Raw genomic sequence first — 15,353 nt, 5'->3', positions numbered from 1 at the left:
TCTATGGCTCAAATCACCCGTCGCTCCGAATATAGTAATTAAACAAGGGATGTTCTTATTTCTAGTACTCAAGATAAAAACCTCAATTCTTTTTAAAATCTTACTTAATTATAAAACAATTGTTACCATAGTTCATATAATTTTGCTTGAAAGCAATTTCCTATTTATTATAACATTATTCTTTATATATGCTAAAATATGGTCAAGAAGAGGAGGCTCATGCATGGAAATAACTTTTTTTGGTACCAGTGCTGGATTACCTACAAAAGAGCGTAACACCCAAGCAATTGCACTTAATTTGGAACCTTACTTAAATAACATTTGGTTATTTGACGTAGGTGAAGCAACGCAACATCAAATTTTACATCATTCTATAAAATTAGGTAAGGTTAATCACATCTTTATCACTCATATGCATGGTGATCATATTTTTGGGCTTCCTGGTATTTTAACTACACGTTCATTTCAAGGTGGAGAAGGTAAACCTTTGACTATAATAGGTCCAAAAGGTATCAAAGAATATGTTGAAACAACGTTAACGCTTTCAGAATCGCGGTTAAATTACCCGTTAACTTTTATCGAAATTGATGACCATTTTGCATATCAGCATAATGGCTTTAAGGTTACAGCCAATTTATTAAATCATGGTATAACGTCATATGGTTATCGTATAGAAGCTCCATATACACCTGGCAAAATTGATGTAGCAGCTTTAAAAAATATCGGTTTAGAACCTGGGCCAAAATATCAAGAGATAAAGGCCAATGATACATTTGAATACGATGGTTTGATTTACGATTCAAATGCCTTCAAAGGCGAACCTACTCGAGGACCAATCATTGCTATATTTGGCGATACCAAACCATGTACCAATGAATATTTAATTGCAAACGATGCAGATGTTATGGTTCATGAAGGCACTTATTTAGAAGGCGACAAAACATTAGCTAATAATTATAATCATAGTCACATTGAAGATGTCTTTGAATTAATGGAACGTGCGAATGTTAAATATTCTCTTATCACACATATTAGTAATCGTTATACTTTTGAGGATGTGTCACATATTTATAATGATTTAGTTAACCAGCAACAACGAACAAACTTTAAGTTTGTTAGTGATTTTGACTCTTATATGTTTTAACATTAAAATTACATATATTTTTTATGCATTAAAAAGAGATAGACGTGTCAATTACGTCTATCTCTTTATTTAGATATAAATATAATCTTTTAATCATCATCTTGGTTAGATAATTCAATACTTCTATTTACAGCAGAACGCAGACAATCTTCGAAAATCCCTTCGATATCATATTCTGATAAGGCATTGAGTCCAGCTTGCGTCGTACCTCCTTTAGAAGTAATATTTTTACGTAACTGCCCCATACTCAATTCCGATCTTTCAATCATTTTACTCGTACCTATAATTAAGTTTCTAATTGATTCTTCCACTTGGTCTTTTTCTAATCCTAAACGAGTACCAGCTGTTACATATTGTTCGAATACGTGATATAAAAATGCTGGCCCGCTTCCTGTTATTGCTGTTACTTGATGTAAGTTGTCTTCTGGCACTTCAATTGCAGAACCGAATGCATTAATTAAATTATCAACTTCATCTTTAGAAGTAGCACCAAAATTACTTGAGAAGCTAATGCCTGTTACAGAATGGCCAACGTGTGCATTTGTATTAGGCATAATACGCGCGACAGGATTTTTAGTATCTAATTGTTCTCTAATGTAATCCATCGGTAAACCAGCCATAATTGATATAAATTTATTTTTATCAGTAATATAAGGTTTAATTCTTTCTGCTAAAGATTCAAAATCATATGGTTTTGTACCAATGAAGACGTAATCAGCTTGAGCTAGCAATGCCTCGTCATCGTAACTATAATTAACACCTAGTTGCTGTGCGTAATCCTTTAAAGCTTGCTCATTTGATCTATTTGTTAAATAGATATCATTTGAATCAATAACATTTGAATTAACTATTCCAGTAAATATGGCATGCGCCATATTACCTGCTCCGTAAAACACTAGTTTCATGTAGAATCAACACTTCCTTATTTTGTGATGCTTCCATACTAACATAGTTGTATTATTTTCCTAATGATTATATGTAATTATTTACAAAGATAGAGAATAAACTTATACTATTAAAAATATTAATTAGTAGTGAGGTGTTATTTTTGAAAGGGCGACATTATATAATGACAGGTGCAACCAGTGGGTTAGGATTGGCGCTATTAAAAGCCTTATTACAAAAAAGTGTACAAGTAACTGTTTTGGCACGCAATCCGCAAAAAATTGCACAATTGGCTCATACAGTTAATTCAAAACAGTTAACTATTATTAATTGTGATTTACTTAATCTTGATGATATTAACAGCATTCCTTCACAATTACCTAACACTAATATAGACGGTTTAATATATAGTTCAGGGACTGGGTATTTTAAATCAATACAAACTCATAATATTGAAGAAATGTTAGAAACGTATCAATTAAACATCGTTAATTTTAATGTGATGTTTAAGGTGTTACTCCCATATTTCTCAAACAATGCTTCTATCGTTGGTATTGGTAGTCAAGCAGCATATACACCACAAGCTTATGCAGCACATTATGGCGCAAGCAAAGCTGCATTTATTCAATTAATGAACGCATTACGCTTAGAACATCCTTCGTTTCACGTTATGACAGTTAATACAGGACCTGTTAATACACCATTTCATAATCATGCGGACCCTACATTAAAATATGCCAAAAAATATCAACGTATGATGCTAGACCCTACACGATTGGCTCAAGATATTATAGAGGGTATTAATAAGCGCAAGACAGAGATTAATAAACCAAGTTGGATGCATATTATGCTCAAAATTTATAATATAGCACCACGCACGATTGAACGACTTTTTCCTTTTGCATTCAAAAATAAAAAATAAAAAATAAAAATCCCGACAATGTTGAATTGTTGGGATTTATTGTATAGCACTTATTTTACGTGTTGTGTGTATTGTAAGTTTTTTACACGTTCTCTTGCTGCTTTTAATTGTTCGTCACTAATAGATTGAGCTGCTTCGTAATTTTTAATATTTTCTTCAAGTTGAGCAGGACTACTAGCACCTACAATAATAGAACCGAATGCTTCTTGTGATTTTAAATATTTAAATGATAAAGCTGTCAAATTATTTTCTACTTCTTTAATTGAAGCAATTGTTTCTCCTAATTCTTGGTAAGTGTAATCAAAGATACCTTCCTTAAATTTACTGTCTAATGCCTTACTACTATTAGCAGTAAGTAGGCCTTTAAATACTGGTCCACGAGCTAAAATTTTCACGTTTTTAGCATTGACTTCATTAACTAAATCTTCTGGTCTATTATCAATAATGTTGAACTGAGACATTAATGTTTCTATTTGACTATGTTCCAAATAATATCTTATAACATTAGGTCTAATAGAAGAAATGCCATACGCACGAACAATACCTTCTTGCTTTAACTCATCAAAAGCACTAATTGTTTCATCTAAAGGATCATCTATCGTACCGCCATGTAGTTGATACAAATCAAGTTCATCTAACCCTAAATTTTTCAATGAATTTTTTACTGCTGATTTAATATACTTTTTAGATGGGTCCCAGAATGTTGAACCGTCATCTTGTAAATGATTTCCCACTTTTGTACCAATGACGATATCATCTCGGTTTTGATATTTTTTCAATGCCTTAGCGACAATTTTTTCGTTGGTTCCTTTATCGTAAATATCAGCTGTATCAAAATAAGTGATACCTTGATCAATTGCACTTTCGATAATTGTTTCGGCTTGGTCATATTCAGTACCGAGACTCATACAACCTAATCCTACTTCAGATAATTCAATACCACTTTTTAATATGTTCTTTTGCATGTTGTTTCTCCTTTCGATACACTAATGAAATAAGATAAAGAGGCGTACAAATTTAGTAATAACTGAGTTTGTAACTTTATACATTAATTTATAAATGAATTGAGTATGACACCTCTTTAATCAATATACCAATCTTAACAGTAACGATTAAATATTTAAAGGAACGTGATTACGATGAACTTATACGAAAAAACTACTAATAAAACAAGTATTTATGAAGGAAAAATTATAGATTTAGAAGTACACGATGTAGAACTACCAAACGGTGAGACTTCTACACGTGAAATAGTTTTACATAATGGGGCTGTGGCTGTATGTGCATTAACGCCTGATAATAAAATCGTATTAGTCGAGCAATTTAGAAAACCACTGGATGACACTATGTTAGAAATACCAGCAGGCAAATTAGAAATAGGGGAAGAAAGAGAAGCAGCGGCTAAGCGAGAATTAGAAGAAGAAACGGGTTATAAAGCAAAATCATTGCAACTTATTACTGATATGTATGGTTCGCCAGGGTTTACAAATGAAAAAATTTCAATATATTTAGCTACTGAATTATTTCCAGGAGAAGTTCATTTAGACGAAGATGAATTTATAGAAATTCACGAATTATCAATTAGCGAGGCTCAAGAAAAGCTTTTAAACAATGATATCAACGACGCTAAGACGATTATTGCACTTCAATATCTATTACTTAATTATAATCATTCTAAATAGAAAATAGAATTAACTTGCGAATTTTATCAATTATTGGTATTTTATATATGTATCATTAATGTAAATTAAAATGATTATAATTATTAGTAGGGGAGTGAGGCTTCCGTGGAAGAACGTTTAAATCGCGTGAAGCAACAATTACAGCAATCATCATATAAATTAACTCCACAAAGAGAAGCAACTTTAAGAGTTTTAATTGAAAATGAAAAAGATCATTTAAGCGCTGAAGATGTTTATTTAAAAGTAAAAGATAAGGCACCTGAAATCGGTTTAGCAACAGTGTATAGAACATTAGAATTATTAGCAGAATTAAAAGTTGTCGATAAAATTAATTTCGGCGATGGCGTAGCCAGATTTGATTTACGTAAAGAAGGCGCAAAACATTTCCATCATCATTTAGTTTGTATGGAATGTGGCAAAGTTGAAGAAATCGAAGAGGACTTATTACCTAAAGTTGAAGAAAAAGTTGAACAAGACTTTAACTTTAGAATATTAGACCATCGTCTAACGTTCCATGGCGTTTGTTCTTCCTGTCAGGCTAAAGGGAAATAATGACAGATTGAAGTTTATGAGGTGGCAATATGGAAACCATAAAAAATGAATACTTAAAATTTATTCAAATAGAAAAAGGGCTTAGTTCAAATACAATTGGTGCTTATCGTAGAGATTTAGATAAATATGTAACGTATTTAAACGAGCACAAAATTAATCATATTGATTTCGTAGATAGACAAACGATTCAACAGTGTTTAGGTTATCTACACGATCAAGGTGCATCCGCTAAATCTTTAGCCCGATTTATTTCGACTGTGCGTAGTTTCCATCAATTTGCTTTAAGAGAGAAATATGCAGCTAAAGATCCTACAGTATTAATAGAAACACCTAAATACGAAAGAAGATTGCCTGACGTACTAGAAGTTGATGAAATTATAGCTTTACTCGAAACACCGGATATTAGTAAGAATAACGGTTATAGAGATAGAACAATGTTAGAATTATTATATGCTACAGGTATGCGTGTTTCTGAGCTAATTCAATTAGAGGTGGAAAATGTCAATTTAATTATGGGCTTTGTCCGTGTATTTGGGAAAGGAAATAAAGAACGTATCGTACCTCTAGGTGATACTGTGATTGATTTCTTAACTAAATATATAGAAACCGTACGCCCTCAATTACTTAGAAAGACAACAACTGATGCATTATTTTTAAACTTACACGGTAAACCCTTGTCAAGACAAGGCATATGGAAGATGATTAAACAAACCGGTATTAAAGCTAAAATTAATAAAACTTTAACACCACACACATTAAGACACTCATTTGCGACCCATTTACTTGAAAATGGCGCTGATTTAAGAGCTGTACAAGAAATGTTAGGCCATTCGGATATTTCTACCACGCAATTATATACACACGTATCCAAATCACAAATTAGAAAAATGTATAACGCTTTTCATCCAAGAGCTTAAAATATTGTACATCTATAAAACAAACCACATGCCTTATGAGACATGTGGTTTTTATATTATTTAGATAATCGATTGTTTTTGTGCATAGCCGCTTGTCTTGCTTGTATTACTTCGGTACGATCTCTTTTTAAATGGTGATGGACAATATAGTCATCATCAATCACGTACGGCGTCAAAATATAGTTAGGATAATCTTGTAGTATTTGTTGTTCCATCATCTTGGTAATAGGTAACTGAATCGGTTCGAATGCTTTTTGTTGTTCGATATTGTTTATCATTTGAACAATTAATTTTTTGTAATACTCAATATTAAGACCTAAATATTGGGAGCTTACAGCTTGTGTTATAACTTTATGAGCACGTTGAAATGAACGTTTAGCACCGACGTGATTATGTCTACGATAATGATAACAACCTGTTGCAAAAAGTATTAAACTTACCACAGAATCATTTTTACTAAAAGACGGATTTTCTTTCCAAGCTTCTTCTAAAATATCATGACAATAAAAGTAATGTTGTTCTGTATGAAATTGATAATAAAATAATTTTAGTGCATTATCCATAAACTTCCGCTCCAAAAATTTAATGTTTATTACAAACATGGTATAATATTTTAGTGAATGACGCACTTAACTTGCAACTTATATGAGGTAGATAAAATGTATGAAGTAAAATTAGATGCTTTTAATGGTCCTTTGGATTTATTATTGCATCTTATCCAAAAATTTGAAATCGATATTTACGATATCCCAATGAAATCACTCACAGAACAATATTTACACTATATACATACAATGAATCAACTAGAAATCAATGTAGCGAGTGACTATTTAGTAATGGCTTCTGAACTATTAATGATCAAAAGTAAAATGTTGCTACCTCAAAGTGATGAAACTGAAGATCTCGAAGAGGACCCGCGTGAAAATTTAGTAGGTCGTTTAATAGAATATCAAAATTACAAAGAATATACTGAAACATTAAACGACAAGAAAGAAGAACGCGCGCATTATTTTGCAAAACATCCGACTGATTTATCTCATTTAGAGCAAAATGAGACTTGGGACCCTAATAATACGATAGATTTAACGGAATTAATCATAGCGTACCAAAGAGTTAAAAACAGAATGGAACTTAATACACCAAAAGCTGTTAACATACATAAAGAAACTTTTACAATCCAACAAGCTACTTCTCAAGTGCAGGAACGTTTGCAACAGGAGAGCTCTTTTAAATTCTTTAGTTTGTTTAATTTTTCAGAACCTGTGGAAATGGTAGTCACGCATTTTTTAGCAATTTTAGAAATGTCTAAATCAGGTGTTATCAATATAGAACAACAAAAAAGTTTTGAAGATATTAATATTATAAGGGGCGTAAATTATGGCATTAATGCATAACGGCATCTTAGAAGCACTGCTATATACTGCAGGTGACGAAGGTATTGAAGAACGTCAATTACTTGAAATATTAGAGTACGATCAATCAACCTTGCACGAACTCATTTCAAACTACGAATCTCCCGGACTATTGATTCAAAAATTTGGTACTACATATGTGCTAACGACAAAAAAAGAAGCTTCCGAATATGTAGAAAAATTAGTTGAACAAAAAGCCAACATGAAAATATCACAAGCAGCTATGGAAGCATTATCTATTATCGCTTATAACCAACCAATTTCAAGAAGTGATATTGAAATGATTAGAGGTATCAATTCAGATGGTGCTGTGAAAACATTAATTGCTAAAGGGTTAGTGGAAGCTAAAGAAGAAGATGCTTCACGTAGCCACCAACTGTACACTACAAATTTATTTTTAAATGTATTTGGCATTGAAAATATCGATGATTTACCAACAACTGACGAAGAGGATGAAGAAATTGAAGCGTTCTTCAGCAATTTAGTCAATCAAAAAGGAGAAAATAATGAGTAACGAAATGGAAAGATTACAAAAACGTATCGCCAACAGTGGTTATACATCTAGACGTAAAGCAGAACTATTAATAGAAGAAGGAAAAGTAAAAGTAAACGGTGAAACTGTGACCGAATTAGGAACTAAAGTAAAAACTTCAGATACTGTAGAAGTTGAAGGTATTAAACTAGAACAAGAAGATAAACTATATATTTTATTCTATAAACCAGCGCAAGTCATTACGAGTGTTTCAGATGACAAAGGGCGAAAAGTAGTGACTGACTATTTTAAAGAACTTGATACAAGAATTTATCCTGTAGGTAGATTGGATTACGATACTTCAGGCTTATTGTTATTAACTAATGACGGCGATTTTACTAATTTAATGACTCACCCACGTTATAAAATCAAAAAGAAATATGTTGTAAAACTAAAAGGTTATTTAATGCGAGAAGAAGTAAAAGCATTAGAAAAAGGCGTTAAATTAGAAGACGGTGTAACGCAACCAGCTACCATTAAAATTAAAAACCAAGATAAAGAAAAATCTACTACACTTGTAGAAATTACTATAACAGAAGGTCGCAACAGACAAGTCCGTCGTATGTTCGAATATTTTGGGCATGAAGTTTCAAAATTACAAAGAATAGAATTTGGTCCTTTAAATTTAACAGGTTTAAATGCTGGTGAGGGCAGGGTATTAACACCGCATGAAGTAAAAACGTTACGTCATTTAGCGGAAAATGGTTAACATTAATAATTGCACTTGCTTGAAATTGAGAAAAATTTCACAAAGATTGAGTGTTTTAGTAAGGGATAGTTAAAGTGCTATGCTATACTTAATATAAATAGGAATTGCAAACATGTGTGGGAGGTATTAATATTGCCAAATCAAATTCTTGTGGTAGACGATGAAGATAGAATTAGAAGATTATTAAAATTGTATCTTGAAAGAGAATCTTTCGAGATAGATGAAGCCAGAGATGGTAAAGAAGCATATGATAAAGCAATGAATCATGATTATGCATGTATCTTGTTAGATTTAATGTTACCTGAAATGGATGGCATAAATGTCGCATCGCGCTTAAGAGAACATAAAGAAACGCCTATTATAATGTTAACCGCTAAAGGCGAAGAAACAAATAGAGTAGAAGGATTTGAAACAGGTGCAGATGATTATATCGTAAAACCATTTTCACCTCGTGAAGTCGTGTTACGTCTAAAAGCGTTATTAAGACGCACGCAAGTAGCAACGAGCGAACAGAGTGAGCCACATGCTAAAGATTTAATAGAATTTGATCATTTGATGATTGATAACGATGCGCATCGCGTATTAGCAGACGATAAGCAAGTCAATTTAACGCCTAAAGAATATGAGCTATTGATTTTCCTAGCTAAAACACCGAATAAGGTATTTGACCGAGAGCAATTATTAAAAGAAGTTTGGCATTATGAATTTTATGGTGATTTAAGAACGGTTGATACACACGTCAAAAGATTAAGAGAAAAACTTAATCGTGTGTCTGGCGATGCAGCACAAATGATTCAAACTGTATGGGGCGTTGGCTATAAGTTCGAGGTAAAATCAAATGATGAATCGGCTGAATAATGTAGTCATAAAACTGTGGTTAACTATAATCTTTATAGTAACGACAGTTTTAATTTTATTAAGTGCTGCATTGATTACTTTTATTCAATCCTATTTCACTCAAGATACAGAAAAATCACTGTTACAAGATGCGAAACAAGTCAGTCAATTAGTCAATGAGTCAAAAAATAAGGATACCGCTATTGAATACAGCCATAAGTTAATCGAAGGCCCAGTAGGGTTAATTATATTAACTGATAAACAAATGACTGAACCTAAACATAATAACGTTAAGCAACAAATGTTCCACGTAATTAAATCGGATGCTAATTACGATAAAGTCTTTGATAAAGGCCAAAAAAACTCTGAGCACGTTAATGTTAAAGTTAACGGAGAGCAACGCACTTATGTATTGATCGGTTATCCTACTAAACCAATTAATAATGCTGTTAAAAGTAAATATAGTGGCGTTTTCATTTATCAAAACTTAAAAAGTGTGGATGAAACAAACAATGTTATCACGGTAATTATATTAATCATCGCAGTTATCTTCTTGGCCATTACGACAGTATTTGCATTCTTTTTATCTTCAAGAATCACTAAACCTTTACGCCAGTTAAGATCTCAAGCTATTGAGGTTTCAAAAGGGCAATATAAACAAACAACTGCCATTACGTCTAAAGATGAGATCGGCGAATTATCACGCGCGTTTAATACGATGAGTTATGAAATCCAACGCCATGTAGATGCACTTTCTTCTTCTAAAAATATTAGAGATAGTTTAATAAATTCTATGGTAGAAGGTGTAATTGGATTTAATGATAAAAAAGAAGTTATTTTATCAAATGATATGGCTCAAAACATCATCCAATCTATGGATAAAGATTCATTGACTAAATTAGATGCTCAAAATGAATTAACATTCAAGAAAAAGATCACTCAGTTCGAAGAATATGAAATAAATACGCGTTATTTTGTTATTATTATGAGTTATATTAAACAAATTCAACCAGATGGTCGTAGTGGCATCGTTGCTATCATCCGTGACATGACTAACGAACACAATCTTGATCAATTGAAAAAAGACTTTATTGCAAACGTTTCGCACGAACTACGTACTCCAATTTCTCTACTACAAGGATATACTGAATCAATTGTAGACGGCATCGTTACTGAACCAGAAGAAATTAAAGATTCACTCTCAATCGTACTAGACGAAACTAAACGCCTAAATCGATTAGTTAACGAATTATTAAATGTAGCACGTATGGATGCAGAGGGACTTTCGGTGCATAAAGAACATCAACCTATAGATAACTTATTAAATAAAATGCAACAAAAATATAAACAACTAGCCACTGACCTACAACTCAATATGCATTTAAACCCTCGAACCGATGATCACGATTGGTATTATGATGCTGATAGAATAGAACAAGTATTAACCAATCTTATAGATAATGCAACACGTTATACTGATCCAGGCGACACCATTACTATCGATTATGGAGACGATGAATATACAGATATTTTATATATTCAAGATACAGGTACTGGCATTGCACCAGAACATTTAAAACAAGTATTTGATCGTTTTTATAAAGTTGACGCTTCTAGAAAACGAGGTAAGCAAGGTACTGGTTTAGGCCTCTTTATTTGTAAAATGATAATTGAGGGACATGGTGGTAGCATAGATGTAAAAAGTGAATTAGGAAAAGGTACTACATTTATCATAAAGCTACCTAAATAATTAAATATTAATTTAATTAAACCCATATTAACACTGTACGCGTTAATATGGGTTTATCATTAGTCATTTTCATGAAATGTAAATAAACATTTCATAATCACGATTATTAAAATAATATAATTAACAAGCTTTAATAGAAGGTAATATATTATAGTTAATTATAAACCAATAATGTGACATAAATAGTGTTTTCATGCTAATATAAATTTCAATCAATAATTTATTTTAAAAAAAGAAGACGAGGATATAGTGCTCAATTTTATCCTTTTATTCTATGTATATTGAATTGGGAGGAGAAAATTGAATATGCAAAATAATCAAAAGAAATTGATTACAATAAGCATGTTAAGTGCGGTAGCATTTATTTTAACTTTTTTAAAGTTTCCGATACCATTTTTACCACCTTACTTAACATTAGATGTAAGCGACGTTCCTGGGCTATTAGCAACATTTACGCTAGGTCCGATTGCTGGATTAATAGTTGAGTTTATAAAAAACTTACTAACATTTTTATTTAATATTGGAGACCCAATAGGGCCATTAGCAAACTTCTTTGCTGCTGCATCATTATTACTTGTTGCCTATGTTGTAACTAAAAATAAACAATCTAACAAGTCATTAATTATTGGACTAACGAGTGGTACTATCGTTATGACTATTGTTTTAAGTATTTTAAATTATTTTATACTTTTACCACTATATGGCATGATTATGAATTTAACTGACGTCGTTCACAATGTAAAAGTAATTGTTGTTTCAGGTATTATCCCATTCAATATTATTAAAGGGATAGTCGTGTCTTTAATATTTATTTTACTGTATAAAAGATTAAAAAATGTATTGAGTTAATAGGGAAGAAATATGAACCTGAGACATTATCGTGTCTTCAGGCTCTATTTATATATTAAGATTTTGCTGTGTATGCTTGCCTTGATTTAGGATAGTATGGCTCGAGCCTGTAGTCTCTCACTCATACGATTCCCCAAGGCGTCAGCACGATGCAAAATCGTTACAAAGCTAATCTTTTTTATATTGATAGTAGATGATTTTATGACTGAAAAGAAAATGCGCTTATATCAAGCTTTTTTCAAATCTAGTCATCCTTACTGGGGTGGGACTACAAAATCTTCTTATAAAATTAAGATTTTTGCCCCGCTCCCTTTTCGTACAAAAAAAGAGAACGCAATACATTACGTTCTCTCACTTAGTATATTAATTTAATGATATTATAATCATTTATTCAAATTTTAAAGGATCGCCATCAAATGATTCCTCTTCAATTTTAATTGAGTCTGTTGGACAACCGTCAAGTGCATCTTCCATATCCTCATATAACTCTTCAGGCACTTCAGCCGTTCCTTTGTTGTCGTCTAGTATAACGTAAGCTATACCTTCATCATCGTAGTCATATATATCAGGGGCAGCGGCACCACAAGCTCCACATGCTATACATGTATCCATATCAACTATTGTATATTTAGCCAATTTCTTCGCCTCCTTTGACAAAAATGCTACACTAATATCACAATTAATATTGTAGTCATCGAGTTTCTATTTTTCAAATGTTTTTGTTTACAAAATAACAAGGAGTTACCCATGTATAATATAATAAATTTTGTGCAAGCACAGGCCCACGACTATAAATCACAAAAAAGCATATATAATATTATCACAGGCAAAAAGTCACATCAAACCTTTTTTGACGCTGCCAGTCAAAATCTACTGTCATTATATCATAGCTTACCTAACTTAAAATATCCGTCATTTGAGCGATTTTCTAATAATGAAAGTGATTCAAATGAAGATGATGTACTCATTACACATCCAAGATATACATTTGACAGTTTAATCAATACCTTTAACGCTATTCAACTATTGACACAAACTGTTTCCAATTTAAACCATAAGCAAAATCATTTTATTCCAACTTCACAACATCAATTTGTGCAGCAACGTGTAAAAGAAGTTTTCACTTATATAAAAACGCATAATTTACATAATGACTTTAAAGAGGAGTTAACTCAATTATTTGCTACACTTTATCAACAACTGGGTCAAACATATTTACATTATTACCTACAAGGTTATGAAGAAAGTATGTATACAAGACAACAAGTAAGTTTGATTGAAAATATACCTCAAGATTATTTATTCGAGCTAGAATATATAGAATTAGTTTCTCTATTAAATTTAATAGAAGATAACAAAAATTTTAATTTACTAAGTAGACTCATTATATTACCGCCATTATTAAATAAAACACAATTAACTTTAAACGGCTTAACTCATGGGCATTCTATCGAGACCATCCAACAACAACAAAATGTTAAAATTAATACAATTGAAGATCATTTATTAGAACTTTTTATTAAAGGATATATCCATAAGTATTACTCATATTTTAGCGAAGATGATATTAAGCTATTTAGTTCATACTACGCAACGCATAGAAATGAACGTTTACGTTTATTTAAAGAACAATTTCCGAATTATAGTTATTTCCAAATTAAATTAATGATTGTAGGCATAGAAAGAGGTGATTTAGTTGTTACATGATGCACTAAAAAAATGGTTTGGCTTTGATAGTTTTAAAGACGGTCAAGAAGCAATCATTTCAAGTGTCTTGAATCATACGAATACTTTAGGCATCTTGCCTACAGGTAGTGGAAAGAGCCTGTGTTATCAACTGCCCACTTATATTAATCAAAAACCAACTTTAATCGTTTCACCATTAATTTCATTAATGGATGATCAGGTTATGCAAATGAAAATAAATGGCGAAACATCAGTAAGTTGTGTTCATTCAGGTATGGACGAGCAAGAAAGACAGTTTAATTTATCAAAAATTAAATCTAGTCGCTTTATCTTTTTAAGCCCCGAATTTTTATTACAACCCTTTAATACTAAATTATTAAATCAACTAGATTTAGGGTTAATCGTATTAGATGAAGCACATTGTCTATCAGAATGGGGCTATGATTTCAGACCTCATTATGCGTTAATCGGCAAAATTACCCGTCAATTTCCTCAAGCTACAATCTTAGCTTTAACAGCAACCGCGCAACCATATTTACTTAATGATTTAAATCATATGTTGAATACACAATTTACAGAAATTAAAACAACGATGAATCGGGACAATATTTCACTATCACATCTAAACTTTGACAACGAAGAAGGTAAGTTAGTTTGGCTTTTAGACTTTATCCAACATTCTGGGCCAACCATCATCTATGTCTCTTCTAAAAAAATCTGTTTAACTTTAGCTCAAGCAATTTACAAAGAAGGTTATTTAACAGGCATTTATCATGGTGATTTAACTTATCAAGAAAGACACACTGTGCAACATCAGTTTATAAATAATGAAATCCCGATTATTGTTGCAACAAGTGCATTTGGTATGGGCATTAATAAAAAAGATATTAGAACTATTATTCATTTTCATTTACCTACTAGCCCTTCAAGTTATATGCAAGAGATAGGAAGAGCAGGGCGCGATGGGGAAATTAGCCAAGCGATAAGTTTATATCAACCTGATGATGGTTATCTATTAGACACGCTACTTTTCACCGATAGTATAACGGAAGATGATATAACTTTATTTGAATTAGGTGACTTAATTGATCCAATAAAACTTAATATGCTGACTATACTTAATGATTATTATTCTATAAATGCGTTAACTACAATTTTTAATAAAGCATATCAAAGGAAACAAATCGCCTATAAAAAAATGATTGGTTATAAAATGCTAAATTCATGTAGACGTCAATTTTTACTTAATTATTTTGGCGAAAATGATTTTACAAAACCTTTGAATTGTTGTGATAACGACTCAGATTTAAAAAATTTAGCAATATATAATAGAAAAAAAGTAAAACGTAAAATGAATTATAATGAAAAGTTACAGAATTTATTTAATTAATGCACAATTACTTTACTTCACTTTTTAAAACAAGCTATAATACAATCTATAAAAGGATATTTTTGTATTTTTATTTATTTCGCATA

At 31.6% G+C, this 15,353-nt stretch carries 18 protein-coding genes; 13 read left to right on the top strand and 5 right to left on the bottom strand.

Annotation, left to right across the window (positions count from 1 at the left end; genetic code table 11):
* Positions 1-72 (bottom strand): hypothetical protein (locus tag RPL90_RS12990; protein ID WP_398573872.1); only part of this gene is annotated, 72 nt, incomplete at its 3' end.
* Between the two features lie 151 nt (positions 73-223).
* On the opposite strand from RPL90_RS12990, the gene rnz reads away from it, so the two are divergent.
* Complete coding sequence (gene rnz, locus RPL90_RS12935; protein WP_313550457.1) at positions 224-1,144, top strand: ribonuclease Z; 921 nt, start codon at positions 224-226, stop codon at positions 1,142-1,144.
* Positions 1,145-1,233: 89 nt separating this feature from the next.
* On the opposite strand, the gene proC is transcribed toward rnz, so the two are convergent.
* Positions 1,234-2,049: a pyrroline-5-carboxylate reductase gene (gene proC, locus RPL90_RS12930; RefSeq protein ID WP_313550454.1), complete on the bottom strand. Its 816-nt coding sequence runs from the start codon at positions 2,047-2,049 to the stop codon at positions 1,234-1,236.
* A gap of 143 nt (positions 2,050-2,192) precedes the next feature.
* Between proC and RPL90_RS12925 the strand changes: the two genes are divergently transcribed.
* On the top strand, positions 2,193-2,951 hold the full coding sequence (locus RPL90_RS12925) for an SDR family NAD(P)-dependent oxidoreductase (protein ID WP_313550451.1): 759 nt from the start codon (positions 2,193-2,195) through the stop codon (positions 2,949-2,951).
* A gap of 50 nt (positions 2,952-3,001) precedes the next feature.
* Here RPL90_RS12925 and RPL90_RS12920 read toward each other — a convergent pair whose 3' ends face one another.
* Positions 3,002-3,916, bottom strand: a complete 915-nt coding sequence (locus RPL90_RS12920) for an aldo/keto reductase (protein ID WP_313550448.1) — start codon at positions 3,914-3,916, stop codon at positions 3,002-3,004.
* Between the two features lie 174 nt (positions 3,917-4,090).
* On the opposite strand from RPL90_RS12920, the gene RPL90_RS12915 reads away from it, so the two are divergent.
* The 3 genes from RPL90_RS12915 (at position 4,091) to xerD (ending at position 6,102) form a co-directional block, all read left to right on the top strand.
* Entirely contained in the window at positions 4,091-4,633 is a 543-nt protein-coding gene (locus RPL90_RS12915; protein WP_313550446.1) for an NUDIX hydrolase, read from the top strand.
* A gap of 105 nt (positions 4,634-4,738) precedes the next feature.
* Positions 4,739-5,185, top strand: coding sequence for a ferric iron uptake transcriptional regulator (fur, locus tag RPL90_RS12910; protein WP_048793634.1), 447 nt, complete (start codon positions 4,739-4,741; stop codon positions 5,183-5,185).
* Between the two features lie 29 nt (positions 5,186-5,214).
* Positions 5,215-6,102, top strand: a complete 888-nt coding sequence (gene xerD, locus RPL90_RS12905) for a site-specific tyrosine recombinase XerD (RefSeq protein ID WP_313550441.1) — start codon at positions 5,215-5,217, stop codon at positions 6,100-6,102.
* A gap of 56 nt (positions 6,103-6,158) precedes the next feature.
* On the opposite strand, the gene RPL90_RS12900 is transcribed toward xerD, so the two are convergent.
* On the bottom strand, positions 6,159-6,665 hold the full coding sequence (locus RPL90_RS12900; RefSeq protein ID WP_313550439.1) for a DUF309 domain-containing protein: 507 nt from the start codon (positions 6,663-6,665) through the stop codon (positions 6,159-6,161).
* Between the two features lie 96 nt (positions 6,666-6,761).
* Between RPL90_RS12900 and RPL90_RS12895 the strand changes: the two genes are divergently transcribed.
* From RPL90_RS12895 to RPL90_RS12870, 6 genes are all read left to right on the top strand, one after another.
* Entirely contained in the window at positions 6,762-7,496 is a 735-nt protein-coding gene (locus RPL90_RS12895; protein ID WP_313550436.1) for a segregation and condensation protein A, read from the top strand.
* Positions 7,480-8,028, top strand: a complete 549-nt coding sequence (gene scpB, locus RPL90_RS12890) for an SMC-Scp complex subunit ScpB (RefSeq protein ID WP_061854629.1) — start codon at positions 7,480-7,482, stop codon at positions 8,026-8,028. Before RPL90_RS12895 ends, scpB begins: the two co-directional genes overlap by 17 nt.
* Complete coding sequence (locus tag RPL90_RS12885) at positions 8,021-8,755, top strand: pseudouridine synthase (RefSeq protein WP_313550432.1); 735 nt, start codon at positions 8,021-8,023, stop codon at positions 8,753-8,755. The genes scpB and RPL90_RS12885 overlap by 8 nt, the downstream gene beginning before the upstream one ends.
* A gap of 132 nt (positions 8,756-8,887) precedes the next feature.
* Entirely contained in the window at positions 8,888-9,613 is a 726-nt protein-coding gene (locus tag RPL90_RS12880) for a response regulator transcription factor (protein WP_313550429.1), read from the top strand.
* Positions 9,597-11,342 carry an ATP-binding protein gene (locus tag RPL90_RS12875; protein ID WP_313550466.1) on the top strand — a complete coding sequence of 582 codons (1,746 nt, stop codon included), beginning with the start codon at positions 9,597-9,599 and terminating at the stop codon, positions 11,340-11,342. The genes RPL90_RS12880 and RPL90_RS12875 overlap by 17 nt, the downstream gene beginning before the upstream one ends.
* A 306-nt stretch (positions 11,343-11,648) precedes the next feature.
* On the top strand, positions 11,649-12,191 hold the full coding sequence (locus RPL90_RS12870) for an ECF transporter S component (RefSeq protein WP_313550426.1): 543 nt from the start codon (positions 11,649-11,651) through the stop codon (positions 12,189-12,191).
* Positions 12,192-12,578: 387 nt separating this feature from the next.
* Here the strand turns inward: RPL90_RS12870 and RPL90_RS12865 are convergent, their stop codons facing one another.
* On the bottom strand, positions 12,579-12,827 hold the full coding sequence (locus tag RPL90_RS12865; protein WP_061854634.1) for a ferredoxin: 249 nt from the start codon (positions 12,825-12,827) through the stop codon (positions 12,579-12,581).
* Between the two features lie 111 nt (positions 12,828-12,938).
* Here RPL90_RS12865 and RPL90_RS12860 point away from each other — a divergent pair, with 111 nt between their 5' ends.
* Both RPL90_RS12860 and RPL90_RS12855 read left to right on the top strand, forming a co-directional pair.
* Positions 12,939-13,898 carry a helix-turn-helix domain-containing protein gene (locus RPL90_RS12860; protein ID WP_313550421.1) on the top strand — a complete coding sequence of 320 codons (960 nt, stop codon included), beginning with the start codon at positions 12,939-12,941 and terminating at the stop codon, positions 13,896-13,898.
* A complete protein-coding gene (locus RPL90_RS12855; RefSeq protein WP_313550418.1) occupies positions 13,888-15,267 on the top strand; it encodes a RecQ family ATP-dependent DNA helicase in 1,380 nt (459 codons plus the stop codon). Before RPL90_RS12860 ends, RPL90_RS12855 begins: the two co-directional genes overlap by 11 nt.
* Positions 15,268-15,353 lie beyond the last annotated feature (86 nt).

The sequence above is a fragment of the Staphylococcus kloosii genome (assembly GCF_032139365.1).
In the GTDB taxonomy this organism is placed as follows: Bacteria; Bacillota; Bacilli; order Staphylococcales; family Staphylococcaceae; genus Staphylococcus; species Staphylococcus kloosii_A.
Note: the sequence above shows the minus strand (reverse complement) of the source record. Positions and strands in the feature narration are given on the sequence as shown.

Coding starts and splice junctions, on each gene's coding strand:
- RPL90_RS12900 (WP_313550439.1), bottom strand. CDS start 6,665: ATGGATAATGCACTAAAATTATTTTATTATCAATTTCATACAGAACAA.
- xerD (WP_313550441.1), top strand. CDS start 5,215: ATGGAAACCATAAAAAATGAATACTTAAAATTTATTCAAATAGAAAAA.
- RPL90_RS12895 (WP_313550436.1), top strand. CDS start 6,762: ATGTATGAAGTAAAATTAGATGCTTTTAATGGTCCTTTGGATTTATTA.
- RPL90_RS12875 (WP_313550466.1), top strand. CDS start 9,597: ATGAATCGGCTGAATAATGTAGTCATAAAACTGTGGTTAACTATAATC.
- RPL90_RS12920 (WP_313550448.1), bottom strand. CDS start 3,916: ATGCAAAAGAACATATTAAAAAGTGGTATTGAATTATCTGAAGTAGGA.
- rnz (WP_313550457.1), top strand. CDS start 224: ATGGAAATAACTTTTTTTGGTACCAGTGCTGGATTACCTACAAAAGAG.
- RPL90_RS12885 (WP_313550432.1), top strand. CDS start 8,021: ATGAGTAACGAAATGGAAAGATTACAAAAACGTATCGCCAACAGTGGT.
- proC (WP_313550454.1), bottom strand. CDS start 2,049: ATGAAACTAGTGTTTTACGGAGCAGGTAATATGGCGCATGCCATATTT.
- scpB (WP_061854629.1), top strand. CDS start 7,480: ATGGCATTAATGCATAACGGCATCTTAGAAGCACTGCTATATACTGCA.
- RPL90_RS12915 (WP_313550446.1), top strand. CDS start 4,091: ATGAACTTATACGAAAAAACTACTAATAAAACAAGTATTTATGAAGGA.
- RPL90_RS12860 (WP_313550421.1), top strand. CDS start 12,939: ATGTATAATATAATAAATTTTGTGCAAGCACAGGCCCACGACTATAAA.
- RPL90_RS12870 (WP_313550426.1), top strand. CDS start 11,649: ATGCAAAATAATCAAAAGAAATTGATTACAATAAGCATGTTAAGTGCG.